22 protein-coding genes and 1 pseudogene are annotated in these 22,975 nt (G+C 65.3%); 5 read left to right on the forward strand and 18 right to left on the reverse strand.

Translation table 11 applies throughout. The annotated features are described in order from the left end of the window. Window positions 1–128: 128 nt before the first annotated feature. Window positions 129–587 carry an adenylyltransferase/cytidyltransferase family protein gene (locus E3T41_RS07995; protein WP_092451823.1) on the forward strand — a complete coding sequence of 153 codons (459 nt, stop codon included), beginning with the start codon at window positions 129–131 and terminating at the stop codon, window positions 585–587. A gap of 99 nt (window positions 588–686) precedes the next feature. Here the strand turns inward: E3T41_RS07995 and E3T41_RS18510 are convergent, their stop codons facing one another. From E3T41_RS18510 to E3T41_RS08010, 3 genes and pseudogenes are all read right to left on the reverse strand, one after another. Next, the gene (locus tag E3T41_RS18510; RefSeq protein WP_134478027.1) at window positions 687–1,277 is read right to left on the reverse strand and encodes a hypothetical protein; all 591 of its coding nucleotides are present in this window, start codon (window positions 1,275–1,277) and stop codon (window positions 687–689) included. Window positions 1,278–1,443: 166 nt separating this feature from the next. After that, window positions 1,444–1,749 (reverse strand): annotated as a pseudogene (locus E3T41_RS18995) (acyltransferase family protein); the annotation flags it as partial. After that, the gene (locus E3T41_RS08010; RefSeq protein WP_134478029.1) at window positions 1,742–3,106 is read right to left on the reverse strand and encodes a hypothetical protein; all 1,365 of its coding nucleotides are present in this window, start codon (window positions 3,104–3,106) and stop codon (window positions 1,742–1,744) included. The pseudogene E3T41_RS18995 and the gene E3T41_RS08010, both read right to left, overlap by 8 nt. 337 nt (window positions 3,107–3,443) lie before the next feature. On the opposite strand from E3T41_RS08010, the gene E3T41_RS08015 reads away from it, so the two are divergent. Further along, window positions 3,444–4,721 (forward strand): oligosaccharide flippase family protein, encoded by a 1,278-nt coding sequence (locus E3T41_RS08015; protein ID WP_166787481.1) that lies wholly within the window; start codon window positions 3,444–3,446, stop codon window positions 4,719–4,721. 13 nt (window positions 4,722–4,734) lie between these two features. Here E3T41_RS08015 and pip read toward each other — a convergent pair whose 3' ends face one another. From pip to paaA, 15 genes are all read right to left on the reverse strand, one after another. After that, complete coding sequence (gene pip / locus E3T41_RS08020; RefSeq protein WP_092451734.1) at window positions 4,735–5,691, reverse strand: prolyl aminopeptidase; 957 nt, start codon at window positions 5,689–5,691, stop codon at window positions 4,735–4,737. Between the two features lie 37 nt (window positions 5,692–5,728). Beyond that, complete coding sequence (locus tag E3T41_RS08025; RefSeq protein WP_092451732.1) at window positions 5,729–6,409, reverse strand: response regulator transcription factor; 681 nt, start codon at window positions 6,407–6,409, stop codon at window positions 5,729–5,731. Further along, entirely contained in the window at window positions 6,406–7,647 is a 1,242-nt protein-coding gene (locus tag E3T41_RS08030) for a sensor histidine kinase (protein WP_092451730.1), read from the reverse strand. The genes E3T41_RS08025 and E3T41_RS08030 overlap by 4 nt, the downstream gene beginning before the upstream one ends. 26 nt (window positions 7,648–7,673) lie before the next feature. Next, complete coding sequence (locus tag E3T41_RS08035; RefSeq protein ID WP_092451728.1) at window positions 7,674–8,528, reverse strand: ABC transporter permease subunit; 855 nt, start codon at window positions 8,526–8,528, stop codon at window positions 7,674–7,676. Continuing rightward, window positions 8,525–9,463: an ABC transporter ATP-binding protein gene (locus E3T41_RS08040; RefSeq protein WP_092451727.1), complete on the reverse strand. Its 939-nt coding sequence runs from the start codon at window positions 9,461–9,463 to the stop codon at window positions 8,525–8,527. The genes E3T41_RS08035 and E3T41_RS08040 overlap by 4 nt, the downstream gene beginning before the upstream one ends. A 148-nt stretch (window positions 9,464–9,611) precedes the next feature. Continuing rightward, window positions 9,612–11,720 (reverse strand): acyl-CoA dehydrogenase, encoded by a 2,109-nt coding sequence (locus E3T41_RS08045; protein ID WP_092451819.1) that lies wholly within the window; start codon window positions 11,718–11,720, stop codon window positions 9,612–9,614. Window positions 11,721–11,894: 174 nt separating this feature from the next. Next, window positions 11,895–13,991 carry a DNA helicase RecQ gene (gene recQ / locus E3T41_RS08050; RefSeq protein ID WP_370257310.1) on the reverse strand — a complete coding sequence of 699 codons (2,097 nt, stop codon included), beginning with the start codon at window positions 13,989–13,991 and terminating at the stop codon, window positions 11,895–11,897. 90 nt (window positions 13,992–14,081) lie between these two features. Next, window positions 14,082–14,717, reverse strand: a complete 636-nt coding sequence (locus tag E3T41_RS08055; protein WP_158251628.1) for a copper resistance CopC family protein — start codon at window positions 14,715–14,717, stop codon at window positions 14,082–14,084. Window positions 14,718–14,816: 99 nt separating this feature from the next. Beyond that, a complete protein-coding gene (locus tag E3T41_RS08060) occupies window positions 14,817–15,443 on the reverse strand; it encodes a hypothetical protein (protein ID WP_134478031.1) in 627 nt (208 codons plus the stop codon). A 130-nt stretch (window positions 15,444–15,573) separates the two neighbouring features. Continuing rightward, window positions 15,574–16,347, reverse strand: a complete 774-nt coding sequence (locus tag E3T41_RS08065; RefSeq protein WP_104132347.1) for an enoyl-CoA hydratase/isomerase family protein — start codon at window positions 16,345–16,347, stop codon at window positions 15,574–15,576. Between the two features lie 23 nt (window positions 16,348–16,370). Beyond that, on the reverse strand, window positions 16,371–17,516 hold the full coding sequence (paaE, locus tag E3T41_RS08070; RefSeq protein ID WP_092451721.1) for a 1,2-phenylacetyl-CoA epoxidase subunit PaaE: 1,146 nt from the start codon (window positions 17,514–17,516) through the stop codon (window positions 16,371–16,373). Next, entirely contained in the window at window positions 17,516–18,061 is a 546-nt protein-coding gene (paaD, locus tag E3T41_RS08075) for a 1,2-phenylacetyl-CoA epoxidase subunit PaaD (RefSeq protein WP_092451815.1), read from the reverse strand. Before paaD ends, paaE begins: the two co-directional genes overlap by 1 nt. 8 nt (window positions 18,062–18,069) lie before the next feature. Next, a complete protein-coding gene (gene paaC / locus E3T41_RS08080; RefSeq protein WP_092451719.1) occupies window positions 18,070–18,918 on the reverse strand; it encodes a 1,2-phenylacetyl-CoA epoxidase subunit PaaC in 849 nt (282 codons plus the stop codon). Continuing rightward, the gene (gene paaB, locus E3T41_RS08085) at window positions 18,915–19,220 is read right to left on the reverse strand and encodes a 1,2-phenylacetyl-CoA epoxidase subunit PaaB (protein ID WP_092106867.1); all 306 of its coding nucleotides are present in this window, start codon (window positions 19,218–19,220) and stop codon (window positions 18,915–18,917) included. The genes paaC and paaB overlap by 4 nt, the downstream gene beginning before the upstream one ends. After that, window positions 19,217–20,179, reverse strand: a complete 963-nt coding sequence (gene paaA, locus E3T41_RS08090; RefSeq protein WP_092451813.1) for a 1,2-phenylacetyl-CoA epoxidase subunit PaaA — start codon at window positions 20,177–20,179, stop codon at window positions 19,217–19,219. Before paaA ends, paaB begins: the two co-directional genes overlap by 4 nt. 219 nt (window positions 20,180–20,398) lie before the next feature. On the opposite strand from paaA, the gene paaI reads away from it, so the two are divergent. The 3 genes from paaI to E3T41_RS08105 are packed head-to-tail and all read left to right on the forward strand — an operon-like array spanning window position 20,399 to window position 22,805. Beyond that, on the forward strand, window positions 20,399–20,827 hold the full coding sequence (gene paaI, locus E3T41_RS08095) for a hydroxyphenylacetyl-CoA thioesterase PaaI (RefSeq protein ID WP_104132348.1): 429 nt from the start codon (window positions 20,399–20,401) through the stop codon (window positions 20,825–20,827). Window positions 20,828–20,844: 17 nt separating this feature from the next. After that, on the forward strand, window positions 20,845–22,164 hold the full coding sequence (gene paaK / locus E3T41_RS08100) for a phenylacetate--CoA ligase PaaK (protein ID WP_134478033.1): 1,320 nt from the start codon (window positions 20,845–20,847) through the stop codon (window positions 22,162–22,164). Window positions 22,165–22,205: 41 nt separating this feature from the next. Next, window positions 22,206–22,805, forward strand: a complete 600-nt coding sequence (locus E3T41_RS08105; RefSeq protein WP_104132349.1) for a TetR/AcrR family transcriptional regulator — start codon at window positions 22,206–22,208, stop codon at window positions 22,803–22,805. The last annotated feature ends 170 nt before the right edge of the window (window positions 22,806–22,975 follow it).

Consider the following 22,975-nt stretch of genomic DNA (forward strand, 5'->3'; position numbering starts at 1 on the left):
CCCCCAAGCACCCGACCACCCCGCACCCGAACACAGCGATTCCTCCAGAAACGAAACCTCACCGCGCGAACCCGCTGAAGCCCGCCGGCGACGGGTCCCCCGGGCTCCTTGCTGCCCGGCAGAACGGGCTGCACATCGGCTACGCGGCTGGCGGGTTTGACCTTTTCCACGTTGGACATCTCAATATTCTCAAGCACGCCAAGAGCCAGTGTGACTTCCTGATCGCCGGCGTTGTGTCCGACGAGATGCTCCAACTCACCAAGGGCATCACCCCCGTCGTGCCGCTAGTGGAACGTCTGGAGATTGTTCGACACATCTCCTTCGTGGACGAGGCCGTCGCCGAAGTCGTCGAGGACAAGCTCGACACGTGGCGCGACCTCCGCTTTGACGTGTTCTTCAAGGGCGACGACTGGCGAGGCACCCCCCGCGGGGTACACCTCGAGAACGAGTTCGCTGCTGTCGGCGTTGAGGTCGTGTACTTCCCCTACACGGTCAATACCTCCAGCACGATCTTGCGTCGGGCGCTCGACGCTCTCACGCGCCCCGATGCGGCCGGTCTTCGGCAACCACGCACGAGCACCCCCTAACCGTAGGCGAGCAGCCAACGCACCAAAGAACGGGTTTCTCGGCCGAGAAACCCGTTCTTTTCGCGGTGTTGCCGTAACTGCCGCAAACATCGGGCACAATCAAGCGGATGCTTCGGTTTGTTCCCGCACGGCCTTGCGCGGCTGCGCTGCCCAAGAGTCAATGGGCACGGTAAACACTCCCAGCACGGCCGCAAATCGGCGGTAGACGGCCAGAGCCAGCACGATTGCCGCGCCGCACAGCAGCAGCGGAACCGCCGTTGCGGCATCCGTCGGTAATATCACGCCGCCGGCCATGACGATCGCCGCGAGCGCCGCCAGGGGAAAGGTTTGCACCAGATAGATGGGCAACGTGCGACTACCCAGCACCCGCATGAAATCAAACATCGGTGCGCGCGACAGAACGACGGCCACGCTGATGCCCACCAGCACTGCCAGCACGCTCACGGCGAGGAGCACGAACGGTACCCGCGTCAATGACAGTTTCACCATGAGGAGCACAACGCCGGCATACAAGCCACTGAGCACGGCCATGTGCCACCACCGCACCCACGGAATCAGGCGTCGCACGCGCGGGCCCAGCCAGATCGCCGCCAGGAAGAAGACGAGGTAACAGCCCATCTTTTCCCACGGCGTACCCGTGTGCAGAACCTGCGAGCCGAACAGCACGGCGAGCGCTCCCGTTACGGACACGGAAATGAGCGGATGCCAGCGCCGAGTCAGCCAAGCCACGGTGAGACAGATGGGCAGGGCGTAGATGAACCAGAGATTTATATTCGGCCGGATGAAGAGGGTAACCAGGTCGGACCACCTGGCAAAGGGCCCGTCGGGGCCGATCGGCGGCAGGGCCAGCAGGAAAAAGGGTCTGGGCGGCGACCCAGGCCGTGTAGAGATACAGCAGCAGGGACATCCGCTTACGAAACAGCTGCCAGAAGGGCAACCGAATGGCCTGGGCCGCGAGGAGTCCGGACATGAAGAAGAACAGGGGCATACGGAAGGTGTCGAGCAGTGGGTTGAGCGGCGCCAGGTCGCCGGCCAGACCGACCCGGTCGAGGTACATGACCGAGTGATAGAGCACAACGAGGGTGATCGCGATGCCCTTTGCCACGTCGATCCAGGCTTCGCGTAGCGTGCCGCGAATGACGAACGAGGCGGCGTCAGTCACGGGCCCCGGTCTTGAGAGACTTGCCAAAGGGGAACAGTGCTCCCACCCGGCGACGGACGGGGTTCGGCAGATCGGGACCCTTGGGAATCAAAGTCAGCGCGAGCACCAAGATGAGCAGTCGCGTCGCGGTGTACAGCGGGCCGAAGAAGAAGACCCACACGGTGTTCACGACCAGAAACAGCAGAATTCCACTGGCCCGGTTCGCAGCAACCGCGGCTCCGACCCCGCGCAAAACCAGAAAAAGAATGACGACGGCCAGCAGGACACCGGGAATGCCGAACCGTGCCCAGAGGTCGCCGAGCACCGAGTGCAGTTCGATATTGCCACCGAACATGTAGTTTTCGACGTACCCATTGTCGGGGTCGTAGCTGATCGATGCCATTCCCGTCTTCGCCGCGAGCAGATCGGTCGGATTCAGCAGCGTGCCGGCCCCGAACCCGTATGGCTGGTGTGCCATCAGGGACGCCGTCGCGGCCAGTTCCGGTCGCCCGCCCAGAATGAGCGACCCGGCAGTGTTGAGCTGGTCGATGGTGCGGGCCCGCGTCGCCTCGCCGAACAGCCCCGCGACGATGGCCGCCTGCCCCAGGTTGTACACGACGACGGCGAGCACACCGAGGGCGACGACAACCCCGGCGCCCGATCTGATGCGCAGGTAACGAAACCGGCTGGTCGGGCGCATCTGCCAAGCCAGGAGAATGAGGGTCAGTAGCAGGATCGCGAAGGACGAGCGCGCATCGGTGACCATTGACAAGGCTGTCAGCCCGAGCACGGCGAGCAGGTCGAACCAGCGACGATCAAGAATGTGCGCGATGGCGAGGATCACCACTGTCAGGGCAAAGGAGAATCCGAAGCGCCAGGGATTGTCGAAGAACCGGGCGTTGTCGGTGGTTACGCTCCCGAGCAGGCCGAGCCCAAACCACAGGGCCACCCACGAGTCGGGCAGTACGCTGCGAGTCCAAAGCACAAAGCCGAAGGAGCACAACAGGCCAACCAGCCCGATGGAGTTGCCGGCCAGTTCGCTCATCGCGATGACGTGGGTGGGTTTGGCGAGTACGGACAGCCAGATGCCGGAGCCGACGGCGACGAAGCCGATCAGCACGAGGGTGAGCGCGCCCCGATAGCGGCCCAGCGTAGGCAGCCAGAGCGGAATCAGCGCTGCGGCCGCCAGGTAGCCGACGGTGATGCCGAGCGGAAGGTCGAGTCGCAGACCGATCAGGACGAGCACGATGACAGCAAGGATTTTGGTCGAACGCGGCACCACCGCCTCGGTCGAGGGCACCCGATCACGGCCGGAATTCACGGCTATCGGCTCGGGCTGCTCGCGCGTCTGGCGTGCGCTCGCGCGCTGTTTTGTCACGGTCTGTTGTGTCGACTTGCGCATGTAGGTCGTTCGGCCCCGCACCGGGCCGCGCCCGAAACAATTCGGGTATTGTTCCTGCCGCGCGACCGCATCGGCATAACAGTAGGACCCTGAGGGCACGGGATCAAGGCCGAGTCGGGTGGATATCCATTGCGATTCCCCCCGATCGGGGGCGCACCCTGCTGACAGGCTGCGTGTACAGTGGCGTTTTCAGCTTGATCCACGCCCTGAGCCAATGGGAGCTACCGCCTTGCCCGAGGACGCCTCACCCGCAGCTCCAACGAAACGCAAGCCCGATCTACTGTCCAATCGGACCGGCACAGTTTCGCGTAATATGACGGTCGCATTGCTGGGCAACGCGTTTCCCCCGCTCGTCGCACTGTTCTCCGGCCCCATCCTGGCGCAGGCCCTGGGGGTTGACGGGCGTGGTGCGGTGGCAGCGGCGACGGCACCATTGGCACTGGTCGTCACGATCGCCACGTTTGGCATTCCCGAAGCCGTCACGTGGATTATCGCGAAAAAGCCAGCGTTGGCGCGAAACGCAGCGGGTCGGGGCATGCTTATTCTGGGCATCGCCGGACTATTCGCGACCGCCGCCATCGTCTTTTCACCACCTTTGTTGAGTGGTGGCGACCCGAGCGTTCAGCTACTGATCGTGTTCGCCAGTCTGGCCATTGTGCCGAACCTTCTCGTGGGGATACTCCGCGGCGTTGCCTCGGCCACGAGCAGCTGGCGGCTCGTATCCACGGAACGCATTATCTCGTCGGTTCTGCGCCTCGCGGTCCTCATCCCGTTCTGGCTGACAGGAACGCTCACCCCGCTCGTAGCCACCATCACGGTCGCTGCCATGCCCGTGGTCGGCGCCTTTGTCTACATCGGGCGCATGCGCAGCCTCGACCCGCGCGCGCACGAGGTTCCGCCCGAAGCACGCATGCGCGGGCTCCTCAGCTACGGCAGCCGAATGTGGGTCGGTTCGCTGTCGGGCGTGCTCCTGACGCGTCTCGATCAGGTACTGCTGACGCCGCTCGCCGGTACCTACCAGCTCGGACTCTACGTCGTGGCGGTGAGCATCAGCGAGTTGCCGTTGATCATTCACCACGCGGTGCGTGATGTCTCGTTCGTCAACGAAGCGGCCAAGTCTGAGGATGAACGTCTCAGTTCGTCTGCCCGCATCTCGACGGCGCTCTCGGCACTGGCAGCGCTGGTGCTCGGCGTGTCCATGCTGTGGTGGCTGCCGTTTCTGTTCGGGGAAGGCTTTCGTGAATCGATTCCGATTGCCGCAGTACTCCTCGTAGCCGTTGTGCTGCTCACGCCGGGTTCCATTGCTGGCGCCGGGCTTAGCGCGCGCGGCCGCCCCGGGCTGCGCAGCATCGCACTGACCATTTCGTGCGTCATTAACATTGTGATGCTAATCATCCTCGCGCCGCTGCTGGGGGCGATGGGAGCGGCGCTCACGACGCTCGCGGGCAACATCATCACGAGCAACCTCAACCTGCTGTTCCTGTCGCGGGTGTTTGGAATCGGAATGCTGCAGTTCTACGGTCTGCGTCGTTCAGACATCGCCACCATCGGCCGCTACGGTAAGCGGATACTGCGGCGCAAGACGCGCTGACCGGGTACGTACGTTAGCTGGCGAAGCGGTCGGTGGCCTCGATAATGGCGTCCAGGATTCCGGGTTGGTCGAAGGCATGGCCGGCGTCGGGGATCAGCTTGAATTCCGCCTCCGGCCAGTTCTTGTACAGGTCCCAGGCGGTGAAGGCCGGCGTGCACATGTCGTAGCGGCCCTGCACGATGACACCGGGGATCTCGGCGAGCCGGGAGGCGTTGTCGATCAGCTGGTTCGGCGTGAACCAGCCCCTATTGGCGAAGAAGTGGTTCTCGATGCGGGCAAAGGCCACAGCGAAGGCTGGGTCGGAGAAGTGCGCGATCTTGTCTGGCTCCTGCAGCAGGGTGATCGTGGAGGATTCCCAGGTGGCCCAGGCCACGCCGGCGCGTTCGCGCACGAACTGGTCCGGGTCGTGCAGCAGCCGACCGTAGGCCGCGATCAGGTGGCCGCGTTCGTTTTCGGGGACCGGCGCGAGAAACGATTCCCACAGATCGGGGTAGATTGCCGCGGCGCCCCCCTCGTAGAACCAGTCGAGTTCGACCGGGCGAAGGGTGAAGATGCCGCGCACGACGAGTTCGGTGACCTGGGCGGGGTGGGTCTCGGCGTAGGCGAGCGCGAAGGTGCTGCCCCACGATCCGCCGCAGACCAGCCAGCGGTCGATGCCGAGGTGCTCGCGCAGTTTTTCCAAGTCGGCGACGAGAGTCCACGTGGTGTTCACGCTCAGGTCAACGTCGGGCTCGCTCGCGTGCGGCGTGCTGAGACCGCAGCCACGCTGGTCGAACAGAATGATGCGGTACTTCGCCGGATCGAATACCCGACGCTGGTCCGGGCCGGACGCGCCGCCCGGGCCGCCGTGCAGATACACCGCGGGCTTGCCGTCGGGGTTGCCCGAGGCTTCCCAGTAGATGGTCTGGTTGTCACCGACATCGAGCATGCCGGTTTCGTAGGGTTCAAGCTCGGGGTAGAAGGTTCGCATGCTTCGAGCCTATGCCCCTCGTGTGCGCGGCCCCGGATCAGCTGCCGACGAGTCCCACCTCGTAGGCCAGAATGACCGCCTGCACCCGATCGCGCAGCCCGAGCTTGTGCAGGATTCGCCCGACGTGGGTTTTCACCGTCGATTCGGAGAGAAAGAAGCGTTCGGCCAATTCGGTGTTGGAGAGCCCCTCGGCGATGGCCAGAAAAACCTCGGTTTCACGGTCGGTGAGTGCCGCGAGCGCCATGGCATTGGAGGCCCCTCCCGTCTCGGGCTGCGGCAATTTGGTGCCGAACAGGTCGAGCAGGCGCCGGGTCACCCGCGGTGAAACGGATGCCTCACCCGAGACCACCGTGCGGATCGCGGCGATCAGCTCCCCGGGTTCGGCGTTTTTCAGCAGGAACCCGCTAGCACCGGCGCGCAAACCACCGAAGGCGTACTCGTCGAGGTCGAAGGTGGTGAGGATGATGATGCGGGTCTCCGGCTGGGCGGCCATGATCTGCCGGGTCGCCTCGATGCCGTCGACGCCGGGCATGCGCACATCCATCAGGACCACATCGGGATTCAGCCTGGCTGCGAGGGCGATCGCCTGCGCGCCGTCGCTCGCTTCGCCGACGACGGTGAAGTCGTCTTCGGCCTCCAGCACCATGCGAAAACCCACGCGCAACAGGGCCTGGTCATCGACCAGCAGGATACTGATCGGTGCGGAACGGGGAGTCATTGTTCGTCCTCAAAGTTCAGGGTCGCGTGTACGCGCCAGCCGTCGCGGAGTCCCGGCGCTGCCTCAAAGGTTCCGCCATAGATCGCCACGCGTTCCTGCATTCCGATCAAGCCGCGCCCGAAACCGCGAACGCTTGCCACTGCCGCATGCCGCCCATTGTCGCTGATCGTGACCTGGGCGGCACCGGGCGACGATTGCAGGCGCACGACCACCCGGGTCGGAGTGTTCGCATAGCGCAACACGTTGGTCAGCGACTCCTGGATGAGCCGAAAAATCGTCAGCTGCACGCTCACATTGCTCGGCTCACGCCCGCTGCGTTCCAGAACAACGGGAAGCCCGGTCGACCGAAACGATTCCACGAGGTCGGCCAGCTCGTCGATGCCCGGCTGCGGAGCGCGCGGGGCCGGGTCGGTGTCCACCTCAAGCACCCCAAGTAGCCGGCGCATCTCGGACATGGACCGGCGCCCAGTGGCCGCGACGTCGAGCATCGCCGCGCGGGATCGCTCCACGTCTTTGGGGGCGATGGCGTGGGCACCGTCGGCGAGCGCCACCATGACCGAGAGGCTGTGGGCGACCACATCGTGCATTTCGCCGGCGATTCGGGCGCGCTCGGAGATGCGGGAGAGCTGCGCCTGCTGGTCGCGTTCGCGGGTCAGCTGCGCGGCCAAATCCAGCAGCGACGAGACGTAGCGCTTGCTGTTGCCCATATTTACGCCGACCAGGGTCGCGGCGAGCAGCATGATCGCCACCTGGACCGCGACCGGAATCCAGGGAACCTCGTCGGGATTATCGGTGAGCCAGGCGGCCAGTCCGGCCAGCAGAACGGATGCGCTGAAACCGGTCCACGCGCTGCGCACGTCCGAATACACCGCGACCGCGTAGAGCGCCAGGAGCTGGGCGATGAGGTGCACTTCGCCGTAGTCGGCGAAGGTGAGCAGGCCGATCCAGGTCAGGGCCAGGACGAGCCGCGGCATCCGTCGGCGAAAGAACAGTGCGACGGCCAGCAGCAGCATGAGGCCGGCATTGAGCAACGCGTCCGGGAGCGGAGCCGGGTCATCGTCGAGCAGGTTGAGCACCAGGGTGAGCACCATCGGAACGACGTAGATCGCCGCGACGAGGCCGTCGGCCAGATGGGGATGCCTGGTCCAGAACCGCCGCACGATTCCGGGCGGGGTGGGCAGGCGCAGGTCTCCCCCCGGCGCCAGAGTGCGCCCGGGGGGAGAGGTGGTGGTGCTCATCTATCGACTCTACGGGTCGTGGCGCCTCAGGCGTCCCGGCGCTTGAGCAGCAGCGCGGCAACGCCGAGGCTCACGACCACCCAAGCGAGCACGATCAGGAAGCCCTGCCAGGATTCCATGGCGTTCGGGGTGATCATCGTCGCACCGGCCACGGTGAAGAGGTAGGGCACGATGTCGGCGATCCACTCAACGAACATCGACAGCACGGCCAACACCGTCGGCAGGAGCAGGGTGATTCCGAGCACCGTGGCAATACCGCCGGCGCTGCTGCGCAGAATCGTGCCGATGCCGAGGGCGAACACGGCGATGATCGCGAGGAACAGCGCGTTACCGAGCAGCGGCAAAAACACCTTGGTGTCGAACAGGCTCGCACTCAGGTCCTTGGCGCCCAGGATGGGCATGGCCACGAGGAACGATCCGACCACGCTGATCAGGCCGACCAGGAAGGTGAACCCGAACAGCACGACGACCTTGGCCCAGAGTGCGGGCAGACGATTGGGCACCGCGGTCAGCGTCGACTTGATCATGCCGCTGGAGTATTCGCCGCTGATCGAGAGTACGCCGAGGACGGCGACAATCAGCTGGCCAAGTCCGAGACCGGTCGTGGAGACGAGCACGAACATTTGCGCACTCTCCACGGCCATGGGGGCACCGGTGGTCGGATCGAATCCGGCCGTTGACGCCGACATGGCGAACGACATCAGCACGGCGATGCCGAGCGAGACCACGACAACGAGCGAGAGCGTCCAGTAGGTGGAGCGCAGGCTCCACAGCTTGATCGATTCGGAGCGGAGCAGGCCGGTGATGCTGAGCCCGGATCCGGTCGGCACGAAGGAGGTGCGGGCTGAGGACGGCAGGACGGGGTTGGTCAGGGTGCTCATCGGGCAACCTCCGCTTCGGTGTGAGAGGACGCATCACCGGTGCGATACTCCACCTCGTTCTGGGTGAGTTTCATGTAGGCGTCCTCGAGCGAGGCGCTCACCGCGGAGAGTTCGTGCAGAGAGATTTGAGCATCGGCGGCGCGGTCGCCGATCTCGTTGACAGTCAGTCCGCTGATCTCGAGCACGTCCTGCTCGATGTTGGTGATGGTCACATCCGGCTGGGCGAGCAGAGTGGCCAGAGCTGCGGTGTGCGGAGTGCGCACGCGAACCGTGTTCTGCGCGGCCGAGGCGATAATGTCGGCGACCGAGGCATCCGCTATCACCCGGCCTCGACCGAGCACGATGATGTGGTCGGCGGTGAGGGCCATCTCACTCATGAGGTGGGAAGAGAGGAGCACGGTGCGGCCCTCGGCGGCGAGCTGCTTGGTGAGCTTGCGCACCCACTGCACGCCCTCGGGGTCGAGACCGTTGACCGGCTCGTCGAGAATGAGGGTGGCCGGGTCGCCGAGCAGCGCGGCGGCGATGCCGAGGCGCTGGCCCATGCCGAGGGAGAAGCCGCCGACGCGTTTGCGGGCGACGGATTCGAGGCCGGTGAGGTTAATCACCTCGTGTACTCGGCTGGTGGGGATATTGTGGGTGGCGGCCATGGCGCGCAGGTGGTTGTAGGCGCTGCGTCCGGTGTGCACAGCCTTAGCGTCGAGCAGCACGCCCACTTCGCGCAGCGGCGCCTTGTGTTCGTGGTACGGCTTGCCGTTAACGATGACGGAGCCAGCGCTGGGCTTGTCCAGACCGACGATCATGCGCATGGTGGTGGACTTGCCGGCGCCGTTCGGCCCGAGAAAGCCGGTGACCTTGCCCGGCTGCACCGTGAAGTCGACCGCGTCGACCGCGGTCTTGCTTCCGTAGCGCTTGGTCAGGGACTGTGCCTGGATCATGCCTGCCTCATTCCGTTGATGGGTGAGGCCCTGTTTTCGTACGCTGAAGCCCCCATACCAAACGGTATGGTTTGTGACCTCTGTGGCGCATCAACCATGGGGATGGTTGTGCACCATCCCCGTCGTACCTGGGTACGACGGGGCCCGGCTATTTCTTGACCGGCTTTTCAGGGGTTGGCGCGGTTCCGGAGGCACGCTGGGCGGCGTAGTAGTCGCGGGCTTCATTCTGGCGCTCACGTTCGGCACCGCTCGCGATCGTGGCTCGGAGGTGGTCCTGCGAGTAGCCGAACGCGTCGACGAGGTCCTGGGCGTGCGGGCGAATGCGGGCGATCAGCCGATCGATGTAGGCGGTGACGGCCTGGGCGCGCTGGGCGGAGAGCCGGCCGTGGATGAGGTACCAGGCCAGGTTCTTCTCGACCAGGCCGAGGCCGAACAGGTCGCGCAGCCAGGTGAGTACCTGCTTGGTGCCAGCGTCGTCGGTGTGCTCGAGTGCCCGGGTGAACGATTCCCACTGCAGCAGTTCGCCGTGGGCACGGGCAGCTTCGATGAGCTCGTTCTGGTGCGCGTTGAACAGGTCGGCCGCCTGCTTCTTGGGCAGCTTGGTGGCGCCGCGCAGCTTTCCGGCCACCTCGGCGATCATGCTCTCGACCCGATCGGTGAGCAGCTCGCGCTGCACGTCGGCGTCCCGGAGGGCGCCGACGGAACGAGCCGTCGAACCCCGGTCGGCTACGGCCTGCGCGAGGGTGCGGAGGCCCGTGCCGTGGTAGGCGCGACCGGCGGCATGCTGCACGACGTAGCGGGCGAGGGCGCCGGCATCCGCTGTGGCGAATTTGCGGCTGTAATCGGTGAGTAGACGCTTGGCGACGAGCTGCAGCAGCACGTTGTTGTCTCCCTCGAAGGTTGCGAAGATGTCCAGGTCGGCGCGCAGCCCGACCAGGCGATTCTCGGCCAGGAAGCCGGCGCCGCCGCAAGCCTCGCGAGCTTCCTGCAGGGTGTCGAGCGCGTGCCAGGTGGAAAGTGGCTTGAGCGCCGCGGCGAGGGTTTCAAGGTCCTGCCGGTCGTCGTCGGTGTCGGCCTTGCCGCTGAACACCTCGTCGAACTTCACCAGGAACTCGTCGTGCGCGAAGGTCTGCGCGTAGGTCGTGGCGAGGCGCGGAAACAACCGGCGCTGGTGCCGCTGGTAGTCGAGGATGACCTCTTCATCGGTGTCGCTGCCCGCGGTGAACTGACGACGCTGGCTCCCATAGGTGATCGCGATGGTCAGCGCCAAAGCGGATGCCGCGGTGGCGGCCCCGTCGAGCGACACGCGACCCTGCACCAGCGTTCCCAGCATGGTGAAGAAGCGGCGGCCGGGGCTTCCAATCGGGCTGGAGTAGGCGCCGTCTTCTGCAACGTCGCCGTAGCGGTTGAGCAGATTTTCGCGCGGGATACGCACGTTGTCGAAGTGCAGTCGACCGTTGTCGATGCCGTTGAGTCCGCCCTTGAGGCCGTCGTCTTCGCCGCCGACGCCGGGCAGAAAGTCACCGTGCTCGTCGCGAATGGGCAGATAGAAGGCGTGCACGCCGTGATTGACGCCCTGGGTGATGAGCTGGGCGAACAGCACGGCCGCGATGCCGTCCTTCGCGGCGTTGCCGAGATAGTCCTTCCAGGCGGCGCGAAAAGGGGTGTTGATGACGAACTCGCCGGTGGCCGCGTCGAAGGTTGCGGTGGTGCCGATGCTCGCGACGTCGGAGCCGTGCCCGATCTCCGTCATGGCGAACGCACCGGGAACGCTCAGGTCCATGATGCCGGGGAGGTACTTGTCGTGGTGCGGCTTGGTGCCGAGGTGCAGCACGGCAGCGCCGAACAGCCCCCACTGCACTCCGCCCTTGATCTGCAGGCTAGGGTCGGCGATGACGAGTTCTTCGAAGCCGGCGATGTTTCCACCGTGGTCGTCCTGCCCGCCAAGGTGCTTGGGGAAGGCGCGCAGCACGTGGCCGTTGGCGGCGAGCACCTTGAGCTGTTCGAGCACGCGCAGGCGGTGGTCGGCCATCGAGAGGCCTTCAATGCGCTGCATGTCGGGGCGGGCGGTCACCTCGCGTGCCTTCAGCCGCACGTCGGCCCAAGTGCCGAGCAGTTGTCGTCCGAGTTGTTCGACGTTGACCACGGGGGCGGCCTCGTCGCCGATGGATTTGATGGGGCCGGTATCGACGCCGACCTCGAGGCTGGGGTCGATCGTCGCCGATCGGAGGTTGGAGCGCTGGGCCGTGTCTACCATCATTGGTCCTAACTGATCGCACGAAAGTGGTGATCGCCACGTTAGAACCACATGGTGCGGTCGCGAAATGCGCGGTGCGGGGGCCACAACGATATATGCCGTCTACGGCATCCGTTTTGTAGGATCAGTACAACTGCAAGCTGCGTGGACTGTGATCCCCCACAAGCAAGGTGGTCAGGCGGAGGCGGCGACGACCTCGAGCAGGGCCTCGCCGTAGGCTTCGAGCTTCTTGGCACCGATGCCGGTGATGCCGTCGAGCCCGGCAAGGGTGGTGGGGCCGGCTGCGGCGACGGCGATCAGGGTGGCGTCGCCGAACACGATGTAGGCGGGCACGCCCTGCTCCTTCGACTCCGCCGAGCGCCAAACCCGCAGCGCTTCGAACAGTGTCTCCTGCATGCGGCTGAGGTCGGCGGCAGCGACCTTGGCGGCGCTCGGGCGGCGGGCCGCGCTTGAGCGCGCGGGGCGGTCGGGTTCGCGCCGCAACTGCACGTCGCGACGACCGCCGAGAACGTCGGCGGCCGCATCCGTCAGAATGAGGGTGCCGTACTCGCCGGACGTGGCGAGCAGACCCTGGGCGAGCATCTGGCGCACGACGCCGCGCCAGGCCTGGTCGCTGAGGTCGGCGCCCAGGCCCCAGGTGCTCAGTTCGGTGTGCCGATACTGGGTCGCGCGAGGGGTTTCCTTGCCACGGAGGATGTCGATGAGGTGGCCGGCGCCGAACTTCTGGTTGCGTTCGCGGTGCAGGCGCACGATGGTGGAGAGCAGTTTCTGGGCGGGGATAGTGCCGTCCCAGGCCTCCGGTGGCTCGAGGCACGTGTCGCAGTTGCCACAGGGCTCACTGGTCTGGCCGAAGTAGCGCAGCAGATTGACCCTGCGGCAGTGCACGGTTTCGCACAGGGCAAGCATGGCGTCGAGATGGGCGGACAGTTTGCGCCGATGGCTGAGATCGCCGGGCGACTCGTCGATCATGCGGCGCTGCTGCACCACGTCTTGCAGGCCGTAGGCGAGCCAGGCCGTGGCCGGTGCGCCGTCGCGTCCGGCGCGACCGGTCTCCTGGTAGTAGCCCTCGACCGCTTTGGGCAGGTCTATATGGGCGACGAAGCGCACGTCCGGCTTATCGATTCCCATGCCAAACGCGATCGTGGCGACGATGACGACGCCCTCCTCGCGGAGGAATCGGGACTGAGTGCGGGCGCGCAGGCCGGCATCGAGCCCGGCGTGATACGGCAGGGCGTTCACACCGTTCTGACGCAAAAACTCTGCCGTCTGGTCGACGGTTTTGCGGCTGAGCGCGTAGACGATTCCGGCGTCACCGGGGTGATCGGTCTTCAGGAAGGACAGCAGTTGCTTGCGCACCTCGGACTTGCCGACGATGCGGTACTGAATATTGGGCCGGTCGAAGCTTGCCACGAAGTGTTTCGCATCGCCCATCTGCAGGCGGGTGGTGATCTCCTGATGGGTGGCATCCGTCGCGGTGGCGGTGAGGGCGATGCGCGGAACGTCGGGCCAGCGGTCGGCGAGTTCGCTGAGCGCCAGGTAGTCCGGCCGAAAATCGTGGCCCCACTGCGACACACAGTGGGCTTCGTCGATGGCGAACAGGGCGATGGTTCCGCGGTCGAGCAGACGCTTGGTGGCCTCGTTGGAGAGGCGCTCGGGGGCGACGTAGAGCAGGTCGAGGTCGCCGTTGAGGTAGTCGCGTTCGACCTGGCTGCGGGTGGCGGGATCCTGGCTGGAGTTGAGGAATTCGGCGCGCACACCGACAGCGGTGAGGGCATCGACCTGGTCCTGCATCAGGGCGATCAGCGGCGAGACGACGATGCCGGTGCCAGCCCGCACGAGCGCGGGAATTTGGTAGCACAGGCTCTTGCCGCCGCCGGTTGGCATGAGCACGACGGCGTCCTTGCCGTCGACGACCTGCGCGATAATTTCGGCCTGATCGCCGCGGAACGTGTCGTAGCCAAACACGGTGTGCAGGGCTTCGGCTGCGGTCTTGAATTTGCGGGTCGCGGCGCGCACAGGTACAGCGGCGCGGGCTGCGGGGCCGTTGGCTTGATTCAACGCGGATGCTGCACCCGAGTAGGCCGGCTGCCGCTGGAACTGCTGGTCGCCGAACTGCCGGTCGCCGAACTGCCGGTCCGCCTCGGGCGGCGGTGCGTCGTAGTCGTCGGGGGCGTCGAAATCACTCGGGCCGTCGAATTCACTCGGTACAGCAACGTCGCGGGGTGCTTCGACGTCGTCGGGGTTCCCGGGCAGCTCAGCGTTCCAACTCACCTGCCTAACTGTACCCGGGGCCCCTGACACGTTGCCCCGCGCGCCAACACCCCCCGCGAGACGTTGAAGTGCGGGGAGGGCGGGCGAAAGCTAGCGGCTGCGCTTGCGGCGGCGGAGGAGAAGCAGGGCTGCTGCTCCGGCCAGGACCACAGCGCCGAGAATCCCCCCGATCCAGGCAGGGGTGCTGTCGCCAGCAGCATCAGTCGAGCCGAGGTCTGCGGGGGGCGAGGTCTCGGCATCCGTCGTGACGGCATCCGCTTTCGTGCCGCAGGTTGGAGCAGTGGCGGCCCCGTCGGCGAGCACCTGGTCGGCGGCCGGCTGCCAGTCGAAGGTGTACTCGTCGGAGATAGGGTGGCCGTCGATGGAAACCGTCTGCCAGATCACCGTGTACTGCCCGGCAGCGCCGAGCTGCGCTGTCGTTTCGACTGTGGCACCGGAGACAGTGCCGCACCCGTCGCCATAGAAGAGCGGTGCGTCGGCCGGGCCGGTCACGACCATGGCGCTGCCCTCGCCGGTTCCGCCGAGATCGAGGAGCCGATCGCTCGTGGTGACCGAGAATTCACCGGGCTGCTCGGTCACGACCGAGCCGCCCTCCGGTGAGGAACCAATCTCGTCGTTGTGGGCCGACGCCGGGGCCGTGCCCCAGCCGAGAGCCAGGGCGATAATGGCGGCCGCGAACAGAGTGCGAGCGGTCGTGGCAGCAGATTTAGGGGTTGTGACCTTCATGATTGTCCTTAAACGTGGGGTGCCCGCGCTACTCGAACAGTGCAGGGCAATGCCTCTGCTACTCATTCGGTGCGGTGGGCTAAATGGTCTGGTTGCGGTTTAAGCTGCGAGAGCGAAAACCGGCGGGCCACGATGGCGCATCGCCGACAGCACCAGAACCAGGTCGCGCGGGGTGAGCACCGGCGCGACGTTCCCAATGCGCTGCGGGGCCGCCATCGGCACGGCCAGTTGGGCGGGCGCGAACAGCGTGCGGATGCCGAGGCGAACGTTTTCGACGAGACTCCAGAACGCGCGTTCGGCGAAACGCAGCGCCAGAATCGTGACGATCGCGGCCCCGCCATGGGCGAGCCACATGGCCGCACCATCGTGTGAGACGGGGGCGGTCGCGCCCAGGCCCATCGGGTCGATCAGACCGGGCAGGGCAGCGTGCTGGTGGATGGCCGACGCGGCGATGGCGTCAGCTCCGAGCATGCCTCCGGTTGCCCCAAGCGAAAACAGCCCGTGAAAGATAACCTGGCTGACCAACACCGACACGGCACCGCGCCAGAAGGACAGGGTACGGCCGGCGAGCGCGATGCAGACCATTCCGGCGAAGGCGAGCGACACGACGACGGCCAGGAGGCTCGGCGCCGAGCCGCCACCCAGGGTGTGCGACAGGGCCGCGACAAAGGTCGAGAACGCTGCGACAATCCAGCCGCGCGCGAAGCGGGCCCAGCGTGTGTGCATTTGGTCCCTCTCCGGTCTCCTCCACAGTAGCCGACCGTCCTTGGAGAGAGGCGATGCACTCGAGTCCCTGGACCACGATCAACGCGAAGAGATCCCGCCCGAATTGGCCGCAATCCCAGCTGGGGACGGGTCAGGCGCGGCCGGTGAATGCGGGCTTGCGCTTCTCCTGGAACGCGGCGAAGCCCTCGCGGTAGTCGCCGGTAGCGCACAGCGCGGCCTGGGCGGCGGTTTCGTCGCTCATGCTCTGCCAGAGTCCGAGGCGTTCGTCTCGCAGTGACTGCACGAGCGCTTTGCTCGCGAGAAAGGCCTGCGTTGCACCGGATGCCGCGCGAGCGGCCGCCTGCATCGTCACCTCGGTCAGCTCCCCGGCCGGAAAGACCTGGCTGAACAGGCCGCCCGCGACGGCCTCCGCCCCCGACATCAGCCGGCCGCTGTAGATCAGGTCGAGGGTGCGGTGGGCGCCGAGCCGTTCCATGAACAGGGCGTGTCCACCCGAGTCGAGCGTGGCGCCGAGGTTCGCAAACGGCGAGCCGATCTTGGCGGTGTCGGCGACGTAGACAACGTCGGTCGCGATGAGCAAACCGAGTCCGACGCCAAGGCAGGCGCCGTGGGCGGCCGCGAAGGTCGGTGCCGGAAACCGGCTCATCCGCTGAAGCAGCGGCGTGACGAGGTCGCCGAGGTAGCCGAGCACATCGTCGGTGCGCGGATCGACCGCGGAAATATCCCGGCCGGCGCAGAAGGCCCGGCCCTCGCCGCGGAGTACCAGCGCGCGCACCCCGCCTCGCTCAGCCTCCTGGTAGGCCGCGTCGAGTCCGACGATCGCTGCCTCATCGAGGGCGTTGAGCTTGTCGGGCGCGTTCAGCACCACGTGGGCGACGTCGTTGTCTATTGAGAGCTCGATCACGGCATCCGCTTTCTTGGTATCGGTTAGACGTCATAGTCGACGACGACGGTGTCGGTGGTCGGGTGCGACTGGCAAGTCAGGACATAGCCGCGGGCGAGTTCTTCGGGCTCGAGCGCGTAATTCTCGGTCATGGTGACGTCACCGCTGACCAGTTTGGCGCGGCAGGTGCCGCAGACTCCGCCGGCGCAGGCAAACGGCACGTCGGGCCGCACCCGCAGGGCGGCGTTCAGGATGCTCTCGTTCGCATTGACCGGCGTTGTGACCGTGTTGCTCTGGCCGTCGAGGGTGAACTCGATCTGGAACGTCCTGTCACCGGTGCCGATGATGACCGGCCGGCCGCGATCGCCGTTGGCCGCCGAGGGCTCCCCGGTGGTGAACAGTTCGAAACGTACGTGCGCGCGGTCGACGCCGGTGCTTTCGAGCGTGTCACGGCACAGCTGCACGAGTTCGAAGGGGCCGCACAGAAACCACTCATCGACGGTGGCCGGGCGCAGAATGGTGTCGAGCATGCGCCGAAACTTCTCTTCGTCGATGCGGCCGGAGAGCAACGAGGATGAGCGCTGCTCGCGGGAGAGCACGTGGTAGAGCGCGAGGCGGGCCGGGTAGCGGTCCTTGAGCTCGGCCAGTTCGTCGAGGAACATCACGTCGAGCGCGGTGCGGTTGGTGTAGACGAGGGTGAACATCGAGGTGTCAGAAGCGGCGAGAACGGTGTGCGCGAGGGCCATCAGCGGGGTGATGCCCGAACCGGCGGCCACGCCGACGACGTGTTTGTGATCGAGATTGCGCAGGTTTGAGGTGAAGCTGCCCTGCGGGCTCATCACGTCGAGTTCGTCGCCGGCGTGCAACTCGCTGTTGGCCCAGGTGGAGAACGCACCGCCGAGGTCGCGCTTGATCGCAACACTGATTTGACCGAATGCCTCCGGCCGGCAGATCGAATAGCTGCGGCGCAGTTCCTGGCCGTCGATCGTGGCCCGTAGGGCGAGGTGCTGGCCGGGCAGGTAGTCGAACGCGCCCTGCAGTTTGGGCGGAACGGTGAAGGTGACCTCGACGCTGTCGGCGGTGAGTGGGCGCACTTCGGCTACGGTCAGGGTGTGGAAACGCGCGCGGTGCTTGACCGGCGCCAGGGTGGTGGCGCCCTCGTTCGTGGATTCGAGCCGTGTTGCAGCCATTAGAGCACCTTGAAGTAGTCGAACGGCTCGAGGCAATCTCGGCATTCGTAGAGGGACTTGCAGGAGGTGGATCCGAAGTGTGCGAGCTCGCGGGTGTTCAGCGAGGAACAGCGCGGGCATTTCACGGCCATTTTCAGGCGGATTGGGCCGGCCGGACCGGAGCCGCGTACGGTCGCATGCCCGGTCGGAGCCGCGATGCCATACTCGCGGAGCTTGTTCTGGCCGATCTCGCTCATCCAGTCGGTGGTCCACGCCGGGCTGAGCACCAGCCGAACCGAGACGTTCTCGTACCCGGCGCTCGTGAGCACCGCGAGAACGTCGTCGCGCATGGCGTCCATCGCGGGGCATCCGCTATAGGTCGGGGTCAGAGTGACCGCGACTGCCTCGGTACCGTCGGCGTCGCTGATGACGTTGACCCCGCGCAGCACGCCGAGGTCTTCGATGGTGAGCACCGGAATCTCGGGATCGACGACCTGGGCGGCGATGGTCCAGGCAGCCAGCGAGGCCGCGTCGGTGGGACGCGGGCGGGCGACAGCTTCGTGCATCTGGGTGGTCACCAGGACGCTCCGGGGTGGGCGCGGGTGAGCACCTGCATTTCGGCGAGAAGAAAGGCGAGGTGTTCGGAGTGCTTGCCGGTGCGGCCACCGCCGGAGGCGACGAATCCCACCGGAATGTCGAGTTCGGCTTCGGCGAGCACCGGCGCGATGGCGGAGTCGAACGCGGGGCGCAGGCTCGACGGGCGAACCGCGATTCCCTCGAGGCGGTCGATGAGCGGGTCATCGCGAAAGATCTCTTCGACGTAGGGCCACAGGTCACTCATCGCGGTGATCATGCGGCGGCGCGATTCGTCGGTGCCCTCCGCGAGGCGCAGCACCCACTGGGTGGAGTGGTCGCGGTGGTAGTCAACCTCTTTCACCGCCTTGGCGGCGATCGCGGCGAGGGTTGGGTCAGCGGATGCCCGCAGCCGGCTGTACAGCTCGAACAGGTAGTGGGACACGACGAACTGGCGCGCGATCGTGTGTGCGAAGTCACCGTTGGGCTGCTCGACAATGTGCAGCGAACGAAAATCGGGCTCGGTGCGCCAGTAGGCGAGGTCGTCTTCGCTGCGGTCCGTTGCGGTGCCGGCGTAGTGCAGCAGGGACCGGGCGTGCCCGATCAGGTCGAGGGCGACGTTGCCGAGGGCAACATCTTCTTCGAGTTCGGGAGCGCGGGAGATCCAGGCGCCGAGTTGCTGGGCCAGGACGAGTGAGTCGTCACCGAGCCACACCGCGTATTCAGCGATGTCGGCTGTGGCGACGGACGGGCCCTCGATCAGCTCGGCGTCGAGGGTGGTGACTTCGACGGCGACGTGGCCGTGAACATCCGCTTCAGCGCTGTCATTGTTCGCAGTGTCGTCATTCACAGGTGTTTCACTCCCTCGCTCTTGGAGTAGTAGCTCGCGTGGCGGTAGTTCTTGCCGGCGGGCGATTCGAAGAAGGCGCCCTTGGCGTCAGGGTCACTCGTGGTAATGGCGGCCGCGGGTACGACCCAGACCGAGACGCCCTCACTACGCCGGGTGTACAGGTCTCTGGCGTTGCGCACGGCGAGGGTCTCGTCGGGGGCGTGCAGCGAGCCGACGTGCACATGGCTGAGGCCACGGTTGGAGCGCACGAAGACCTCCCAGAGGGGCCAGATTTCTGCGGCTGAGTCGCCGGGAGTGGTCATGAGGCTGCCATTTCTTCAGTTCGTGCGGACTGTTTACGTGCATAAGCCGCGGCTGCTTCGCGCACCCATTGGCCCTCGTCGTGGGCGTCGCGGCGACGCTGCAGACGCTGGGCGTTGTTCGGGCCGCGGCCGGCAAGCACCTCGTGGAACTCGGTCCAGTCGATCACGCCGAGATCCCACTGCTGGGTTTCCTCGTTGAAGTGCAGGTCGGGGTCCGGCAGGGTTACGCCGAGCACGGCGGCCTGCGGAACGAGCATATTCACGAAGCGCTGGCGCAGCTCGTCGTTGGAATGACGCTTGATCTTCCAGACCATCGACTGCGCTGAGTTGGGCGAGTCATCATCGGGCGGGCCGAACATCATCAGCGCAGGCCAGTACCAGCGATTGACCGAATCCTGGGCCATTTGGCGCTGCTCGTCGGTGCCCTGCATGAGCTCGAGCAGAATCTCGAAACCCTGGCGCTGATGAAAAGATTCTTCCTTACAAATGCGCACCATCGCGCGGCCGTAAGGGCCGTAACTGGCCCGGCACAGCGGCACCTGATTGCAGATGGCAGCGCCATCGACGAGCCAGCCGATCGAACCCATGTCAGCCCAGCTCGGGGTCGGATAGTTGAAGATCGACGAGTAACGCGCCTTGCCGGCGATGAGGGCATCCGTCATGTCATCGCGGGTAGCGCCGAGGGTCTGCGCGGCGGAATAGAGGTAGAGACCGTGGCCGGCTTCGTCTTGCACCTTGGCCATCAGGATGGCCTTGCGCTTGAGGCTCGGGGCGCGGGTGATCCAGTTGGACTCGGGCTGCATGCCGATGATTTCGGAGTGCGCGTGCTGCGAGATCTGGCGCACGAGCGACTTGCGGTAGCCCTCGGGCATCCAATCGCGCGGCTCAATGCGCGAATCGGCTTCAAGCAGATCGTTGAACTGCTGTTCCTCGACACTGATTGCGGCGGGGACGCTCATATCGGGCGTGATGGTGCTTGTCATCATCGGCTCCTGGTCTTCGTTGACTGCGGTGGTCGGATCTTTATCGTGTACAAGCTGGTGGCGCTAAGGTAATGCACGTCGAGAATTTTGCACACTGAACGGCATTCTATTACCAACCGATCGTTCAGTTAGTATATAGTCTCATTATTGGGCGGGCAACCCCCGCTTGAACGGCAACTCAACGAGGAGATCCGAATGACCCAAGCCGCATCCGCCGGTAGCCAGGCCATGATGCAGCGCGACCGGGCATCCGCTTCTCTCGGAATGATCGTGCACCGTAACGAGCCGGGCCACTCGGTGGTCTCGATGGTGGTGCGCGACGACATGCTCAATGGTTTCGATGTCACCCACGGCGGTTTCATCTTTGCTCTCGCCGACACGGCCTTCGCCATCGCCTGCAACGACTCGCATCACGTAACGCTCGCCGCCGGCGCCGACATCATTTTTCTGAAGCCGACCACGAGCGGCCAGAACCTAACCGCAACCGCGCTGTTGCGGGTCAAGAGCGGCCGAAGCGGCATCTACGACGTACGGGTGACCATCGACGACGACGTCACGGTCGCCGAATTTCGCGGCCGAAGCCGCACCACCAACTTGCCCGTTCCCGTTCGCACCTACCTCTAACCCTTCCGGAAGGCACCATGTCAACGCTGACCAAGACCCGTCTGCACGCACCGGCACTCGAGGAGCTCGACGCAGCAGAACGCCTGGACCACGACGAGATTCGCGCGCTGCAACTGATTCGCCTCAAGCACACCGTGCGGCACGCCTATCAGAACGTACCTCTCTATACGCGCAAATTTGATGCGGTCGGTGTGCACCCGGACGATATTCGCACCCTCGAAGACGTCGCTTTGCTGCCATTCACGACCAAGGAAGACCTGCGGATCTCGTACCCGTTCGGCATGTTTGCGGTACCGATGCACCAGGTCGCACGCATTCACACTTCCTCGGGAACGACCGGCCTGCCGACCGTGGTCGGTTACACCAAGAATGACCTCGCGATATGGGCGGGACTGGTCGCCCGCAGCCTGCGCGCCTCGGGTGTGCGCCCCGGCATGAAGGTGCACAACGCGTACGGCTACGGCCTGTTCACCGGAGGGCTGGGCGCCCACGCCGGCATCGAAGCACTCGGTGCCTGCGCCATTCCCATGTCGGGTGGACAGACCAATAAGCAGGTGCAGATGATCACTGACTTCGAGCCCGACATCATTCTGTCAACGCCGAGCTACCTCCTCACGATCACCGATGCCATGGTGGCGGCCGGCCTCGACCCGCGCCGTTCCAGTCTCAAAGCCGGCGTGCTCGGTGCCGAACCGTGGACCAACCAGATGCGCCTCGAGCTGGAAGACCGTCTCGACTTCGACGCACTCGACATCTACGGCCTCAGCGAAGTCATGGGCCCGGGGGTCGGTAATGAGTGCATCGAGTCCAAAGACGGCCCGCATCTCTGGGAAGATCACTTTCTGCCGGAGATCATCAATGGCGACACCGGACAGGGCCTGCCTGACGGTGAAACGGGTGAACTCGTGTTCACGTCGCTGACCAAGGAGGCATTTCCGGTCATTCGCTATCGCACCAGAGACCTGACTCGATTGCTTCCCGGTACCGCTCGACCAGGTATGCGCCGGATGGAGAAGATCACCGGTCGCAACGACGACATGATCATTCTGCGCGGGGTCAACCTGTTTCCGACCCAGATCGAAGAGATCGTGCTCGGCATCGAGCACCTCTCGCCGCATTTCGTGCTGGAACTGACTCGGCCCTCCCGCATGGACGAATTGACCGTGCGTATTGAACGGCACGAGCACTCCACCGATACGGAGTCAACGGTTGCCCGCGCCCTCCTCATTGCCCTGATCAAGGACCGGATCGGATCGAGCGTCAATGTACTCTTCGTCGAACCCGGAACCCTGGAACGCAGCACCGGAAAGCACAAGCGCGTGTACGACCTTCGCTAGTTTGTCGTGTCCGGACCGCCTGCGTGAGAGACTCAAGATCTATGTCTGACGTACACACCCCCAAGCGCGGGCGCCCCGGCTACGACCAGCGCGCCATCCTCGAGATCGCCGTCACCGCATTCAATGAATTCGGTTACGACGCCACCTCGATGGGAGTGCTCGCGACACGCCTCGCCCTGTCGAAAGCGGCCATCTACCACCACTTCTCCTCCAAGGATGAAGTGCTGCAGCTCGCCCTCGACGAGGCACTGAATGGTCTCGAGGGCGTCCTGCTTGAGTCCGGAGCGCTGACCGGAAGCGCCATCGACCGCCTGGCCTACGTGCTGCGGGGTGCCGTTCACGTTCTCACGTCGCGGCTTCCCTACGTCACATTACTGCTCCGCGTGCGCGGCAATACCGAGGTCGAGCGGCTGGCTCTCACGCGCCGTCGGGCCTTCGACCGCGCCGTATCGACACTGGTCATCGAGGCCAGCGATGCGGGTTCACTACGCAGCGACATCGATCCCCGCATCGTCACGCGCCTACTGTTCGGCATGGTCAACTCCATCGCCGAATGGTACCGCCCCGAAGGTACAGAGGATGCCGCCCAGCTCGCCGACGACGTCCTGGCCGTAGCCCTGGACGGCCTCCGCCGCCGCTAAGTATTAGATAGCAAAGGCCACGCACTTATGTGCGTGGCCTCCTCTCTATCGTTGTCGCACATTAACGCAAAAAGGCCACCCTTTCGGGTGGCCTTTTTGTTTGTTTCTAAGTTAAGTCCGGCGGTGTCTTACTCTCCCACAGGGTCCCCCCTGCAGTACCATCAGCGCTG

The organism is Cryobacterium sp. Hh38, from assembly GCF_004403235.1.
GTDB lineage: Bacteria > Actinomycetota > Actinomycetes > Actinomycetales > Microbacteriaceae > Cryobacterium > Cryobacterium levicorallinum.

Coding starts and splice junctions, on each gene's coding strand:
- E3T41_RS08015 (WP_166787481.1), top strand. CDS start 3,444: ATGACGGTCGCATTGCTGGGCAACGCGTTTCCCCCGCTCGTCGCACTG.
- pip (WP_092451734.1), bottom strand. CDS start 5,691: ATGCGAACCTTCTACCCCGAGCTTGAACCCTACGAAACCGGCATGCTC.
- E3T41_RS08025 (WP_092451732.1), bottom strand. CDS start 6,409: ATGACTCCCCGTTCCGCACCGATCAGTATCCTGCTGGTCGATGACCAG.
- E3T41_RS08030 (WP_092451730.1), bottom strand. CDS start 7,647: ATGAGCACCACCACCTCTCCCCCCGGGCGCACTCTGGCGCCGGGGGGA.
- E3T41_RS08035 (WP_092451728.1), bottom strand. CDS start 8,528: ATGAGCACCCTGACCAACCCCGTCCTGCCGTCCTCAGCCCGCACCTCC.
- E3T41_RS08040 (WP_092451727.1), bottom strand. CDS start 9,463: ATGATCCAGGCACAGTCCCTGACCAAGCGCTACGGAAGCAAGACCGCG.
- E3T41_RS08045 (WP_092451819.1), bottom strand. CDS start 11,720: ATGGTAGACACGGCCCAGCGCTCCAACCTCCGATCGGCGACGATCGAC.
- E3T41_RS08055 (WP_158251628.1), bottom strand. CDS start 14,717: ATGAAGGTCACAACCCCTAAATCTGCTGCCACGACCGCTCGCACTCTG.
- E3T41_RS08060 (WP_134478031.1), bottom strand. CDS start 15,443: ATGCACACACGCTGGGCCCGCTTCGCGCGCGGCTGGATTGTCGCAGCG.
- paaE (WP_092451721.1), bottom strand. CDS start 17,516: ATGGCTGCAACACGGCTCGAATCCACGAACGAGGGCGCCACCACCCTG.
- paaD (WP_092451815.1), bottom strand. CDS start 18,061: ATGCACGAAGCTGTCGCCCGCCCGCGTCCCACCGACGCGGCCTCGCTG.
- paaB (WP_092106867.1), bottom strand. CDS start 19,220: ATGACCACTCCCGGCGACTCAGCCGCAGAAATCTGGCCCCTCTGGGAG.
- paaA (WP_092451813.1), bottom strand. CDS start 20,179: ATGAGCGTCCCCGCCGCAATCAGTGTCGAGGAACAGCAGTTCAACGAT.
- paaI (WP_104132348.1), top strand. CDS start 20,399: ATGACCCAAGCCGCATCCGCCGGTAGCCAGGCCATGATGCAGCGCGAC.
- paaK (WP_134478033.1), top strand. CDS start 20,845: ATGTCAACGCTGACCAAGACCCGTCTGCACGCACCGGCACTCGAGGAG.
- E3T41_RS08105 (WP_104132349.1), top strand. CDS start 22,206: ATGTCTGACGTACACACCCCCAAGCGCGGGCGCCCCGGCTACGACCAG.